This is a genomic window from Sphingomonas sp. A2-49 (assembly GCF_025548555.1).
Taxonomy (GTDB): Bacteria; Pseudomonadota; Alphaproteobacteria; order Sphingomonadales; family Sphingomonadaceae; genus Sphingomonas.
This window is the reverse complement of the sequence record NZ_JAJLPA010000025.1, coordinates 1-13,370: the sequence shown is the minus strand read 5'-3', so window position 1 is coordinate 13,370 and position 13,370 is coordinate 1. Positions and strand designations below refer to the sequence as shown.

The following is a 13,370-nucleotide window of genomic DNA, read 5'->3' as shown; positions in this document are numbered from 1 at the left end:
GCGCGCCGCCTCACCCCCGACCGCTGGCCGGGGCATACGCAGCCCCTTCCGCAAGCCGCTTCGTGTCCCTATCCTCGCATCATGCTCAAGCACGTCCTGCGCGTCGCCGCGCTCATCCTCGTCATCGGCGTCGCCGTCGTGATCTACCTCGCCTGGCCCGACACCGCGAAGGTGCCGTTCGACCGGGTCACCGGCAAGCGTCCGCAGATCACGGAGGCGCGCATCCAGACGCTGCCGACCGTCAAGGTCGCCGACGTGGTCGGCTGGCAGGGTGCCGAGACGCCCGTTCCCGCCCCCGGCCTGACCGTGAAGGCCTTCGCACGCGGGCTCGACCATCCGCGCTGGCTCTATCGCCTGCCCAACGGCGACGTGCTCGTCGCCGAGACCAATTCGCCGCCACGCGAGGGCGGCGGGATCCAGGGCTGGGTGATGGGCAAGCTGATGGCGAAGGCCGGTGCGGGCGTGCCGTCGGCCAACCGCATCACGCTGCTGCGCGACGCGGACGGCGACGGCGTCGCCGAACGGCGCAACGTTTTCATGACCGGGCTCGATTCGCCGACGGGCATGGCCTTGCTCGACGGACGGCTCTACGTCGCCAACACCGACGCGATCGTCAGCGTGCCCTATACCGATGGCGCGACGCGGATCGCGGCGAAGCCGGAGCTGGTCGTGCGGCTGAACGGCGGCGGCAACCACTGGGCCCGAACGCTGGTCGCCGCCCCCGACGGGCGGACGCTGTTCGTCGGCGTCGGGTCGTCGTCCAACATCGCCGAAAACGGTCTCGACGCCGAGAAATTCCGCGCCAATATCCTCCAGGTCTATCCGCAGGAACGGACGTTCCGCGTTTATGCCTCGGGCCTGCGCAACCCGCAGGGCATGGCGATCAGCCCGTTCAACCGCCAGCTGTGGACGGTCGTCAACGAACGCGACATGCTGGGGTCCGACCTCGCGCCGGATTACCTGACGCAGGTGGAGCTGGGCGACCAGTTCGGGTGGCCGTGGTTCTACTGGGGCGGCTATCCGGACACGCGGGTCGAGCCCGCCCGCCCCGACCTCCAGCAATATTCGAAGCGGCCCGACTATGCGCTCGGGCCGCACGTCGCGGCGCTGGGGCTGACCTTCGCCGGCGACGTCCGGCTCGGTGCCCGCTTCGCGCAGGGGGCGTTCATCGGCGAACACGGATCGTGGAACCGCAAGCCGGTGTCGGGCTACAAGGTGGTGTTCGTGCCCTTCGCCCCGCGCGGCTTCCCGGTCGAGGGCGCCCGGCCGATTGACGTGCTGGGCGGATTCCTCGACAAGGACGGCAAGGCGCATGGCCGCCCGGTGGGCGTGATCGGCGATCGCACCGGTGCACTGCTCGTCGCCGACGACGTCGGCAACACGGTCTGGCGGGTGGCGGCGGCGCGCTAGGGCGCCGCGTCACCGCTCCGCCCGGCTATACCGGCGAAGGCCGGGGCGTGGTTGGACGCAGCCGCGGGGACGCGTCCGCCGCTTCGATGTCCGCTTTCTAGACTGGGGACCGGCCATCACCGGGGACGCGCCTGCACGGGAAGGCTCCGCCCGACTGGCGGCGCGTCGTCCCCGCCGGCCGCTTCCGTCAGATCATGCGCAACCGCAGCGGCGTCCGCTCGACCGTTCCCGACAGCACCTTGCGACCGAAGGCGCGCACCATCGTCGCCGCGGCGTCCGAATTGGTCAGCACGACGCGGGTGCCGCCGGAGGCCAGCGTCTCGATCGCGCTGATCGGCGCCTTGTGCTTCAGGCACAGCGCCTGGACTTCGGTCTTGGTGGCGTTGACGTTGATCGCGCGCGACATGCGGGTCTCCCAGATAGAGCGGGAGCGCATGTTATCTCTCAGTCGGACCATGCTTGAAAGGATCAGCCCGATAGGCACTAGATGGCCCTTTCGCGGTCGCAGCACAAGCCGTGATCGGCAGCGCCGCGACCGCGCCGGCCGCGCGCCCTTGCGATATCGTGCGAAGTGGGCCATATGGGACGGGCTAGAGTCGCACATCGACGGTCTACGGTGCTTTGCGGCTCCCTCTTCCTTCCTTCCCTGCTTCGCGCGCACGAGCGCGTCGGTAATCGCACCGTCGCGCGCCAAGTAGAAAGGATACTGCCATGAGCAGCATCACCGGTACCGTAAAGTTCTTCAACGCCGACAAGGGGTACGGCTTCGTCGCACCCGACACGGGCGGCGCCGATGCGTTCGTCCACATCACGGCGGTCGAGCGCGCCGGCATGGCGACGCTGAACCAGAACCAGCGCATCAGCTACGACCTGGAGCAGGACCGTCGGGGCAAGACCTCGGCCGTCAACCTTCAGCCGGTCGACTGATCGCATGCGGCGGGGGCGTTCGCGTCCCCGCCGCATCCGTTGCCCGCGTGGTTCGCGCCGGGCCGTTTTCCTCTCATCCGACCGCCGCGACCGCGCCGGTCCCGCACCGGCGAACCGCCGTGTCGCGCCCATGCCGCGTCGATCCCCTTATCCGTGGCGTGCTCCCCCAGTCCCGCGACGGATGCCGCCGGGCCGATGTCAGCGGCACGCATCCTGCCATGCATCGCCATCCCGAACCTGTTCGAACGTCCACCATACGGCGAGGGCGCGCGCTACCTGATTGAGTCGGGCGCCTGCGGTGCGATAGACCCGGGAACAGGTCCCGGATGACGATCGGGGTTTGCCGCTGCTGCTGTGAACAAGAGGACGCACGCGCCGCGTCATCGCAAGGGGATGACGTCACGCATGCCGGAGCCGATGCGCGGCGCAGGCGTCCGCCCGCGTCGCTATCGACGGTAGCTCTTCTCGAAAACGGTCGCGACCGATACGGTCAGGCGACGGGATCGCACGCTCAAGGGTGCCGATCCGGGAACGGATGGTGGAGCCGAGGGGGATCGAACCCCTGACCTCTGCAATGCCATTGCAGCGCTCTCCCAGCTGAGCTACGGCCCCATCGTTCCGGGAGGCGCCCCACTAGCGGGGGCGCCGGGGCATGGCAAGCGGTGAAATCCGCCCGCCATGCCTTTTTATCGATCAGTGATCGTCGTCCTCGGTCGGCGCTTCCACGCCGAGATCGTCGTCGCCGCCGAGGTCGACCTCGTCGTCGGCGGAGGGCTCTTCCTCTTCGCCCAGCGCTTCCAGATCCTCGTCCTCACCCTCGAGGTCGCGGTCGGCTTCCTTGGTGTCGGGCTTCGCCTGCTCGAACGGCAGCGGCTGCTTGGACTTGAGGATGGGTTCGGGATTCCAGGTCGACCCGCAGTTGATGCAGGTGACGGGATCGTCCTTTTCGAGGTCGTAGAAGCGCGTCGCGCATTTCGGGCAGGTACGCTTCGTGCCCCATTCCGGCTTAATCATGCCGCGTAGTGCCTTTCGGAATTGGCCAGGATGGAATTGAGTATGGCAGGCAAAGGTTGCCCCCGCCCGTGACTTGGGGCGCGCCTTGCCATAGCGCAAGGTGGCTGTCAAAGCCCCCGACCCATGGCGCACCCCCTCCCCCAGGCACTCACCGTCGGCCCGCGCGGCCCCCTGTCCGGCACGATCCAGGTCCCGGGCGACAAGTCGATCAGCCACCGGTCGCTGATGTTCGCCGCACTCGCGGTCGGCGAAAGCCGCATCACCGGGCTGCTGGAGGGCGAGGACGTGCTCGCCACCGCCGCCGCGCTGCGCGCGATGGGCGCCGACATCGAACGGCTGGACGACGGCAGCTGGCGCGTCCACGGCGTCGGCGTCGGCGGTCTGCGCCAGCCAGCGACCGCGCTGGAGATGGGCAACAGCGGCACCTCGACGCGCCTCCTGATGGGGCTGGTCGCCAGCCATCCGATCACCGCGACCTTCACCGGCGATGCCTCGCTGTCGGGGCGTCCGATGGGGCGGGTGATCGAGCCGCTGTCGCAGATGGGGGCGCAGATCACCGCCAGCCCCGGCGGACGCCTGCCGCTGATGGTCCGCGGGATGTGTCCGGCAGTGCCGATCCGCTATACGCTGCCCGTCGCCTCGGCGCAGGTGAAGTCGGCGGTGCTGCTCGCCGGGCTCAACACGCCCGGCACCACGACCGTCGTCGAACCGGTCGCGACGCGCGACCACAGCGAGCGGATGCTGCGCGGCTTCGGCGCCGACATCACCGTCGAGGATACGCCCGCGGGCCGCGTCATCGCCATCGCGGGCGAGGCGGAACTGCGGCCGCAGACGATCACCGTGCCGGGCGACCCGTCGTCCGCCGCCTTCTGGCTGGTCGCGGGATCGATCGTGCCGGGATCCGACCTGCTGGTGCGCAACGTCGGCCTCAACGTCACGCGCACCGGCCTCGTCACCGCGCTGCGGCTGATGGGTGCGGACATCGTCGAGGTCGACGCCCGCGAGGTCGGCGGCGAGCCCGTCGCCGACCTGCGCGTCCGCCATGCCGCGCTGACCGCGATCGACGTGCCGCCCGACCTCGCGCCGAGCATGATCGACGAATATCCGGTGCTGTTCGTCGCCGCCGCCTTCGCCCGCGGCCGCACCGTCGCGCGTGGCGCGCACGAATTGCGCGTCAAGGAATCGGACCGGATCGCGGCGATGCGGCGCGCGCTGGAGTCATGCGGCGTGCCGTGCGAGGAATTCGAGGACGGGCTGGCGATCACCGGCACCGGCGGCGATCCGATCCCGGGGCCGGATACGCCAGACGCTCGCGTCGCCTCGAAACTGGATCATCGCATCGCAATGAGCATGACGGTCGCTGGACTTCACGCCGCGCGTGCGGTCACGATCGATGACGTGAGCCCGGTGGCGACCAGCTATCCCGCGTTCTACCAGTCGCTTGATACGATATCGGGGGTACAGTGATAATAGCCGTGGACGGCCCGGCGGCATCGGGCAAGGGCACGATCGCCAGGGCGCTGGCACGCCATTACGGCCTGCCCCATCTCGACACCGGTCTTCTCTATCGCGCGGTCGCGCTGACCGTGCGGCGTCTCGACATGGACCCGGCGAAGGAGGCCGATGCGGTCGCCGCCTGCGATTTCGACGATGCGCTGCTGGGCGACGCGGCGTTGCGCGGCGACGACATCGGCCAGCTCGCCTCGATCGTATCGGCGCATCCGCTGGTCCGTGCCGCGCTGCTGCAACGCCAGAAGCGCTTCGCCCGCCAGCCCGGCGGCGCGGTGCTCGACGGCCGCGACATCGGCAGCGTGATCGCGCCCGACGCCGACGCCAAATTGTTCGTCAAGGCGACGCCGCAGATCCGCGCGCAGCGCCGCCACAAGGAGTTGCAGGGCCACGGCTCCACGGTCAGCTTCGACAAGGTGCTGGCCGATATCCGCGCCCGCGATGCGCGCGACAGCGGCCGCTCCGCCGCGCCGCTGGTGATGGCGGCCGACGCCGCGCTGCTCGACACCAGCTTCCTGTCGATCGAGACGAGCGTCGAAAAGGCGATCGCGCTGGTCGAGGCGCGGCGGACGACCACCTAAACCTGTATTGCTGTCCTAATACGGACCGTTGCGTGCCGCCCTTCCCTGCTCTAGCGCTGATGCGGGACAAGAGGAGCACGACGTGAAGCTGGTTCGGGGTGCATGGAAGCTGCTGGTGGCGATCAAGGACGGGCTCGTCCTGATCGCGATGCTGCTGTTCTTCGGGCTGCTGTTCGCCGCGCTCAACGCGCGGCCGGGGACGAAGGCGATCGCACCGGGCGCGCTGGTGCTCGACCTCAACGGCACCGTCGTCGAACAGCCCGAGGAGCAGGCGCCGTTCGCCGCGCTGTCGGGCCAGGCGATGCCGCGCCAGTATCGTGCCCGCGATGTACTGCGCGCGATCGACGCCGCGCGCACCGACGATCGCGTCAAGGTGCTGGTCCTCGACCTCGACCGATTCGGCGGCGGCTATCCCGCGACGCTGAACGAGATCGCCAATGCCGTCCGCCGCTTCCGCGACACCCGGAAACCGGTGCTCGCCTATGCCACCACCTATACCGACGCGGGCTACCGGCTGGCGGCGAACGCCAGCGAGATCTGGGTCAACCCGATGGGCGGCGCGATCTTCACCGGTCCCGGCGGTAGCCAGCTCTATTACAAGGGGCTGATCGACAAGCTCGGCGTCAACACGCACGTCTATCGAGTCGGCAAGTTCAAGAGCTTCGTCGAACCCTATACCCGCGCCGACCAGAGCCCGGAGGCGCGCGAGGCCAGCCAGCAGCTGCTCGGGTCGATCTTCGGCCAGTGGCAGGAAGCGATCGGCCGCGCCCGTCCCAAGGCGCAGGTGGCGCAGTTCCTCGCCGGCGCCGACCGGCTGATCGTCGCCGCCAACGGCAATGTCGCGCGCGCCAATCTGTCGGCGGGGATCGTCGACACGCTGGGCGACCGCACCGCGTTCGGCAAGCGCGTCGCGGCATTGGTCGGCAGCGACGCGCGCAAGTCGATCGGCAATTTCAACACGATCGGCTACGATGCGTGGATCGGCGCACACCCGCTGCCCCGCACCGGCGACGCGATCGGCGTCGTCACCGTCGCCGGCGACATCGTCGATGGCGAGGGCGGGCCCGGCAGCGCGCATGGCGACACGATCGCCAAGCTGATCCTCAACGGCCTCGCCAAAAAGGACCTGAAGGCGCTTGTCGTACGCGTCGATTCGCCGGGCGGATCGGTGCTCGCGTCCGAACGGATCCGCCTTGCGATCCTCGAAGCGAAGAAGAAGGGGCTGCCGATCGTCGTGTCGATGGGCGGGCTCGCCGCGTCGGGCGGCTATTGGGTGTCGACCCCCGGCGACGTGATCTTCGCCGAACCGTCCACGATCACGGGCTCGATCGGCATCTTCGGCATCATCCCGACCTTCGAGAAGACGCTCGCCAGGATCGGCGTGACGACCGACGGCTACAAGGCGACGCCGCTGTCGGGCCAGCCCGACGTATTCGCCGGCACCTCGCCGCAGCTCGACACGATCCTGCAGGCGGGCATCGAGAACGGCTACCGCCAGTTCATCGGCCATGTCGCGCAGTCGCGGAAGATGAGCCCCGAGCGCGTCGACGCGATCGCGCAGGGGCGCGTCTGGGATGGCGGCACCGCGCGCCAGATCAACCTGGTCGATCGCTTCGGCGGGCTGGACGACGCGATCGGCGAAGCCGCGAGGCGCGCGAAGCTCGACCCGGCGAAGGTCCATGCCGAATATCTGGAAAAGGAACCCGGCTTCGCCGCGCAGCTCGCCGCCGGCTTCGCCGACCGCAAGGACGACGACGATGCGACCGGCGGCGATGCCTTCGCGCGGATCGCGGCGGAACGGCGCGGGCTGCTCGCGCAGGCGCTCGGCGACGTGAAGCGGCTGGCGATGGCGGGATCGGTGCAGGCGCGTTGCCTCGAATGCGGCGGGCTCGGCCCCAGCGAGACCGCGGGCGCCGACGCGCGGTTGCTCGACGTCATACTGGCGCGCATCGGGCTGTAGCGTGATCGCGCTGCGCGCCGCCACGCCCGACGACGCGGCGGCGATCGCCGCGATCTACGCGCCGCACGTCCTCGCCGGCACGGTGTCGTTCGAAACCGACGCCCCCGATGCGCGCGCGATGCGCACGCGGATGGCGGCATCGGCCGGGCTGTTTCCGTGGATCGTAGCGACCAACGGCGATCCGACCGGGGGCGTGCTCGGCTATGCCTATGCGACGCGGTTTTCGGAGCGCGACGCCTATCGCTGGGTGGTCGAGACGAGCATCTACGTCGCCGACGTCGCGCAGCGGCAGGGCGTCGGGCGGCTGCTGTACGAGGCGCTGGTCGACACGCTGCGGGCCCAGGGGTTCGCGCAGGCGATCGGGCGGATCGCGCTGCCCAACAACCAGTCGATCGCGCTGCACGAATCGGTCGGCTTCCGCCGCGCGGGCGTGTTCCGCCAGATCGGCTACAAGCACGGCCAGTGGATCGACGTCGGCTATTGGCAGTGCAGCCTCGCCGAACCGCAGACCCCGCCCGCCGCGCCGCGCCGCTTCGCGGATACGGGCGTCGTGCGCGACTGAACGCGGCGTCCGGCGCGACCGCGCCCGGTCGGCGGGCGATTGTCTCCGAGTATGGCGGGTATATCGCCACGGTCCCGACCGGTCCGGGACAAGGTCGATCGGACGGATGCCGACCCGGGCGGGGCGCAGCGCGGCTCGACATCCCGCCGGCACCGATGCGTCGGTCGGGTCGAGGACAGCCGGTGAGACGCTGCTGTGCACGTGCACAGCGAAGGGCGAGAGGCGATCCTCAACTCGCGGTGCAGGCCCTTACCTCTGCGGCTTGAGCCCCCGGAGGGCGTCCTTCGACACACGACCCTGCCCCTGCCCCTGCCCCTGCGCGCGCCTCACGACGGCCGCCCGCGATACGCCGGCAGGGCGAGGCGATACCGGATCGCCACCGCGCGCAGCGTGAAGCCGGCGGCGGCGGCAATGATCGCGGCGGGTGCGCCGACGAGGCCGAAGCCGTTCAGCGCCACATACAGTCCCGACGAGAGCGCCGCGGCGGTGACGTACAGTTCCGGCCGCATCAGGATCGATGGCTCGCCGGCCAGCACGTCGCGGATGATGCCGCCGACGCAGGCGGTCACCACCCCCATCAGCGCCGCGGGCAGCGGCGGCACGCCATAGCCGATCGCCTTCGCCGCGCCGTAGACCGCATAGGCGGCGAGCCCGACCGCATCGAACCAGGCGAGCGCCTCGTCGCGCCACCAGCGCTCCGGCGTCACCCAGATCACCGCCGCCATCGCGAGGCAGACGGTCGCCGCCCGCGGATCGTGCACCCAGAATACCGGCGCACCGATCAACAGGTCGCGGACCGTCCCCCCGCCGACGCCGGTAATCAGCGCGAAGAACGCCAGCGTCACCGCCGTCTGCCCGCGCTTCGCCGCGGCGAGCGCACCCGACGCGGCGAACACCGCGAGCCCGGCGACGTCGAACCACGGCGCGAAGGCCGGCAGCAGCGACGCGGCGGGAAGTAGGGGCGGGATCATGGCGCGACGCGCGTACCGCATCGCGGCCGGCTCAGGAAGCCGCCGCATCGGCGCCGGCGACGGGCGTGGGCGCGGCGCACGCCCGACGCCGCGCCTCACCCGGTCAGAACCGCCGGCCCACCACGACATTCACCATCGGGTTGACCGGGTTGCCCGCCGGCCGTTCGCCGCGCAGGCGGCGCGTCGCGTCGGCGGCGCTGGTGTTATAGGCATGGCCCATCATCGCCCCGACCTCGATCCCCATCGTCGTGCGATCGACGATTTCGCCGGTATAGCCGAACGTGAAGGCCGGCGTCCGCCGCATGCCGAGGCGACCGCCGGGAATGTTGGTCTGGCGCCTGGGCGACATCAGCCCCCGGTTGGTCGCCTCTTCCCCGACGCGCGGGTCGTACATCTTCGTGCCGGCCGACAGGTGAAAGCCACTGGTGCCGAGCGGATAGACGTCGATCATCGAACTGGCGATGCGCTGCTGCACGTGGTCGCGCGGCCCCGGTGCCCCGGCGACCACCGCGACGCGCAGGCGCAACGTTCGGCCCGACCGCGTCGTCCGCTCGACGCTGCTGCCGATCGCGATCGGCTGGAGCAGCGGCCCGCGCGCCGGCGCCGACAGTCCGGGCGCGAGCGCGGCGGTCGTGGTCGTCGCCCCCTGCGCCGTCGCGGGCATCGCCATGCCCGCCGCCATCACCGCCCCGATCGCCTGCCACCCCCGCATGTGCCCCCCGTCGCGGCATGTTTCGGTCCTGCGCCGTCCCCACGGCGCCATCCCTGCCTCATACCATAGACGACGCCCCGCCGAACAAGGCACAATTGCGGCAGGGGTGTCCTGCGACGACACGGTGCATTTCGGCGCCCAATCGAGGGACGGCGTATCTGCTGGCCAACCCGCCCGCCGGCGGCTAAGGGCGCTGCCTTCCTTTCCCTTCTACGACAGAGCACAGCCATGGGTTTCCGCTGCGGCATCGTCGGCCTGCCCAACGTCGGCAAGTCCACCCTTTTCAACGCGCTGACGGAAACGGCGGCGGCGCAGGCGGCGAATTATCCGTTCTGCACGATCGAGCCCAACGTCGGCAACGTCGCGGTGCCCGACCCCCGGCTGTACACGCTGGCGGCAATCGCCGGCTCGGCCAAGATCATCGAAACCCAGCTCGCCTTCGTCGACATCGCCGGGCTCGTCCGCGGCGCGTCGAAGGGCGAGGGCCTCGGCAACCAGTTCCTGGGCAACATCCGCGAGGTGGACGCGATCGTCCATGTCCTGCGCTGCTTCACCGACGGCGACGTGACGCACGTCGAGGGCAAGGTCGATCCGATCGCGGACGCCGAGACGGTCGAGACCGAGCTGATGCTGTCCGACCTCGAAAGCCTCGAAAAGCGCGTCCCCAACCTCGTCAAGAAGGGGCAGCAGGGCGACAAGGAGGCAAAGATCGGCGCGTCGGTGCTCGGCCAGGCGCTGGAATTGCTGCGCGAGGGCAAGCCGGCGCGGCTGACCCAGCCGAAGGATGCCGAGGAGGCGCGCGTATTCGCCGCGGCGCAGCTCATCACCGCCAAGCCGGTCCTCTACGTCTGCAACGTCGACGAACGCGATGCGGCGAACGGCAATGCCCTGTCGGCGAAGGTGTTCGACAAGGCGAAGGCGGAGGGTGCCGAGGCTGTCGTCGTCTCGGCGGCGATCGAGGCGGAGATCGCGACGATGCCCGCCGAGGATCGCGGCGAGTTCCTGGGTGAGCTGGGGCTGGAGGAAACCGGCCTCGCGCGGGTCATCACCGCGGGCTACAAGCTGCTGAACCTGCTGACCTTCTTCACGGTCGGCCCGAAGGAGGCACGTGCCTGGACCGTGCATGCGGGGGCCAAGGCGCCCAATGCCGCGGGTGAGATCCACACCGATTTCGAACGCGGCTTCATCCGCGCCGAAACGATCGCCTATGACGATTACGTCGCCTGCAAGGGCGAGGCGGGCGCCCGCGATACCGGCAAGCTGCGCCAGGAGGGCAAGGAATATGTCGTCCACGACGGCGACGTGATGCTGTTCCGCTTCAACGTCTGATCGCCGGCGTCACGCCCGCAACAGCCCCCCGATCGCGGCGGTCTGCGCGCTCGCGGGGAAGAGCGCGGTCATCGCGCGGGGCGGCTCCACCGCGAAATGATCGGCCACCGCGCCGCCGATGAAGGCATCGAGCGGCGTCGTCGGCTTCAGGTCGCGTGCTTCGTACAGGCTGGCGGTGGCGAGGCCCGGCCAGTCGGCGAGGACGCGGCCGCCCTTCACCCCGCCACCGAACAGCATCGCCGCGGTGCCGGTGCCGTGATCGGTGCCGCCGGTGCCGTTGACCGCCACCGTCCGGCCGAATTCGGTCGCGACCAGCACCAGCGTATCGTCCCACACCGGCCCCAGCCCCGTCTGCAACGCGCCGATCATCGCATCGAGGCCCTTCAGCTGCGCCGCGAGCCGGCCGCGCTGGCCCGCATGCGTGTCCCAGCCGCCGGTTTCGATCGTCGCGATCCGCGCGCCATTCGCCGGCGCGAGCAGCCGCGCCGCCAGCGCCCCGGTCGCCGCGGCATTGCGCCCGCCGTCCTGCGCCAGGTCGCCGGTGAGCTGCCGCGTCGCCAGCGCCTCGCCCCACAAGGCATGCAATTGCGCATCGCCCTGGTACAGCTGCGTCACCCGCGCCATCAGGTCGTCGGACGCATCGGGCAGCGACGAGGGCGCATAGCTCGCCACCTCGCGCCGGCCGCGCAGCGCCATCGGCACCGTCGCGGCGATCGCGATGGCGCGGGCATCGTCGGTCGGCACGACGCCGAGCAGCCGGTTCATCCAGCCGTCCTTCAGCTGATAGGCGCCGGTGCCGCCGGTTTCGAGTACGTTCTGTCCGTCGAAATGCGAACGGTCGCGATACGGGGAGGCGATCGCGTGCGCGAACAGCGCCTGCCCCTTGCCGTACAGCGCGGCGGCGTTGGCCATCGCGGGATGCAGCGCGAACATCGCGTCGAGCTTCGTGCCCAAGGTCAGATCCGCGGCGAGGTCGCCGCGCGCACCGACGAACGCGGGATCGCCGACCGCGCCGATCGTGCCCAGACCATCGGCGGCGCCGCGCTGGATGATGAAGACGAACCGCCGTGCCGTCGCGGCCTTCGCAAAGGCCATGCGGGGGGCGAAAGTGCCGAGCAGGCCGAGCCCACCGGCAGCGATGAATGCACGCCGATCCATGATCTTACCTCCGCATCATTTCAGGGGATACGAGCAGCAGCGCCAGCGCCTGCCCCGGACTTTCGGCGCGCGACAGCGCCTGCGTGGTGGCGGCCGACACCGCCGCCGGGAACAGCCGCGGCGCGAGCGCGCGCGCATCGAGCGTCGCGCCCGCACGGGCGGCGAAGCGTTCCGCCGCCTCGACCCGGCGCATCACGGCGTCGGGCCCGGCCCAGCTGGGCGCGGTATCGTCATAGCCGATCGGCTGGCCCGGCTTCCACACCGGCTGGCCGAGCTGGTTCATCAGCCCCAGCACCGCCTGCGGCCTGACCTCCCCCACGCCCAGCGCGCGATAGGCGGACACCGTCCATTCCCACGGCGTCTTGAACTTGGCCGGCGCCGGCGCCCATGCCTCAGGCGAGGCGATCAAGGCGCGGTAGACGGTGGGCAGGTCCCCGCCCGACGTCAGGAACGCCGCCTCCAGCCGCGCGATCATGGCGGCGGGCGGGACGTCGCCGGCGAAATGGCGCGCCAGCTTGGTGGCGATGTGCCGCGCGGTCGCGGGATGGACCGCCAGATCGGCGAGCACGGCCTGCGCCTGTGCCTCGTCGCCCGCCGGATAGGATTTGCCCATGATCGTGCGCGCGCCGGGCTGATGGATCGCGGCGACGAAGGCGAAGCTGCCCGCGGGGCGGTCGGAAACGAAGCGCGCCCCCGGGCCGCCGCCGATCCCGCCGACCGTCCAGCCGGTCATCGCGCGGGCGAATTCGGTGACGTCGGCCTGGGTATAGCCGGTACGCACGCCGAGCGTATGCAGCTCCATGATCTCGCGCGCCAGGTTCTCGTTCAGCCCGACCTTGCGCTGGCGCCGCGCGGCGACGCGCGCACCGAGCGGGCTGTCCGGCCCGACCGATACCGCCTGATCGAGGTAGAGCAGCATCGCCGGGTGGCGCTCGACCGCGAACAGCATGTCGGCGAAACGGCCCATGACGTGCGGCCGGATCGCCTCCGCCTCGAACGGACCGGCGAGGCCGACGAGTTCCAGCTTGTCGGCGGAGACCGCAAAGTGGTTCGACCAGAAATAGACGAGCCGCTCGGCGAACGGCGTGTCGGTCGTGATCGCGGAGACCGCCCGTGCACCGACATGGGCGGCATAGCGGTCCTGCCCCGCCCGGCGGGCGGCCTGACGCGCGGCCATCTGCGCATCGCGCGCGGGGGCGGCGGGCATCGTCGTGGCCATGGCGGGTGCCGCGCCCGT

The 13,370-nt window shown here is 70.5% G+C and carries 13 protein-coding genes and 1 tRNA gene; 7 read left to right on the top strand and 7 right to left on the bottom strand.

The features are described from left to right. Window positions 1–81: 81 nt before the first annotated feature. Window positions 82–1,410, top strand: a complete 1,329-nt coding sequence (locus tag LPN01_RS15980; protein ID WP_262829414.1) for a PQQ-dependent sugar dehydrogenase — start codon at window positions 82–84, stop codon at window positions 1,408–1,410. Between the two features lie 187 nt (window positions 1,411–1,597). On the opposite strand, the gene LPN01_RS15975 is transcribed toward LPN01_RS15980, so the two are convergent. Continuing rightward, window positions 1,598–1,816 carry a hypothetical protein gene (locus LPN01_RS15975; RefSeq protein ID WP_262829413.1) on the bottom strand — a complete coding sequence of 73 codons (219 nt, stop codon included), beginning with the start codon at window positions 1,814–1,816 and terminating at the stop codon, window positions 1,598–1,600. A 305-nt stretch (window positions 1,817–2,121) separates the two neighbouring features. Between LPN01_RS15975 and LPN01_RS15970 the strand changes: the two genes are divergently transcribed. After that, complete coding sequence (locus tag LPN01_RS15970; protein ID WP_037534615.1) at window positions 2,122–2,337, top strand: cold-shock protein; 216 nt, start codon at window positions 2,122–2,124, stop codon at window positions 2,335–2,337. Between the two features lie 536 nt (window positions 2,338–2,873). On the opposite strand, the gene LPN01_RS15965 is transcribed toward LPN01_RS15970, so the two are convergent. Both LPN01_RS15965 and LPN01_RS15960 read right to left on the bottom strand, forming a co-directional pair. Beyond that, a tRNA-Ala gene (locus LPN01_RS15965) sits at window positions 2,874–2,949 on the bottom strand. 81 nt (window positions 2,950–3,030) lie between these two features. Beyond that, entirely contained in the window at window positions 3,031–3,351 is a 321-nt protein-coding gene (locus tag LPN01_RS15960; RefSeq protein WP_262829412.1) for a TIGR02300 family protein, read from the bottom strand. A gap of 123 nt (window positions 3,352–3,474) precedes the next feature. Between LPN01_RS15960 and aroA the strand changes: the two genes are divergently transcribed. The 4 genes from aroA to LPN01_RS15940 all read left to right on the top strand — a co-directional run bounded on the left by aroA (window position 3,475) and on the right by LPN01_RS15940 (window position 7,963). Continuing rightward, window positions 3,475–4,818, top strand: coding sequence for a 3-phosphoshikimate 1-carboxyvinyltransferase (aroA, locus tag LPN01_RS15955; RefSeq protein WP_262829411.1), 1,344 nt, complete (start codon window positions 3,475–3,477; stop codon window positions 4,816–4,818). Continuing rightward, window positions 4,815–5,441 (top strand): (d)CMP kinase, encoded by a 627-nt coding sequence (cmk, locus tag LPN01_RS15950; RefSeq protein ID WP_262829410.1) that lies wholly within the window; start codon window positions 4,815–4,817, stop codon window positions 5,439–5,441. Before aroA ends, cmk begins: the two co-directional genes overlap by 4 nt. 82 nt (window positions 5,442–5,523) lie before the next feature. Next, window positions 5,524–7,401 carry a signal peptide peptidase SppA gene (gene sppA, locus LPN01_RS15945; RefSeq protein ID WP_262829409.1) on the top strand — a complete coding sequence of 626 codons (1,878 nt, stop codon included), beginning with the start codon at window positions 5,524–5,526 and terminating at the stop codon, window positions 7,399–7,401. A 1-nt stretch (window position 7,402) separates the two neighbouring features. Beyond that, complete coding sequence (locus LPN01_RS15940) at window positions 7,403–7,963, top strand: GNAT family N-acetyltransferase (RefSeq protein WP_262829408.1); 561 nt, start codon at window positions 7,403–7,405, stop codon at window positions 7,961–7,963. Window positions 7,964–8,289: 326 nt separating this feature from the next. On the opposite strand, the gene LPN01_RS15935 is transcribed toward LPN01_RS15940, so the two are convergent. After that, window positions 8,290–8,934, bottom strand: a complete 645-nt coding sequence (locus tag LPN01_RS15935) for a trimeric intracellular cation channel family protein (protein WP_262829407.1) — start codon at window positions 8,932–8,934, stop codon at window positions 8,290–8,292. A 103-nt stretch (window positions 8,935–9,037) separates the two neighbouring features. After that, the gene (locus LPN01_RS15930) at window positions 9,038–9,646 is read right to left on the bottom strand and encodes a hypothetical protein (protein WP_262829406.1); all 609 of its coding nucleotides are present in this window, start codon (window positions 9,644–9,646) and stop codon (window positions 9,038–9,040) included. A 228-nt stretch (window positions 9,647–9,874) separates the two neighbouring features. Here LPN01_RS15930 and ychF point away from each other — a divergent pair, with 228 nt between their 5' ends. After that, a complete protein-coding gene (gene ychF / locus LPN01_RS15925) occupies window positions 9,875–10,975 on the top strand; it encodes a redox-regulated ATPase YchF (protein WP_262829405.1) in 1,101 nt (366 codons plus the stop codon). A gap of 9 nt (window positions 10,976–10,984) precedes the next feature. Here the strand turns inward: ychF and LPN01_RS15920 are convergent, their stop codons facing one another. Both LPN01_RS15920 and LPN01_RS15915 read right to left on the bottom strand, forming a co-directional pair. Continuing rightward, on the bottom strand, window positions 10,985–12,133 hold the full coding sequence (locus LPN01_RS15920; RefSeq protein WP_262829404.1) for a DUF1501 domain-containing protein: 1,149 nt from the start codon (window positions 12,131–12,133) through the stop codon (window positions 10,985–10,987). 4 nt (window positions 12,134–12,137) lie between these two features. Further along, window positions 12,138–13,370: DUF1800 domain-containing protein (locus LPN01_RS15915; RefSeq protein ID WP_262829403.1), on the bottom strand; the 1,233-nt coding region annotated here is incomplete at its 5' end.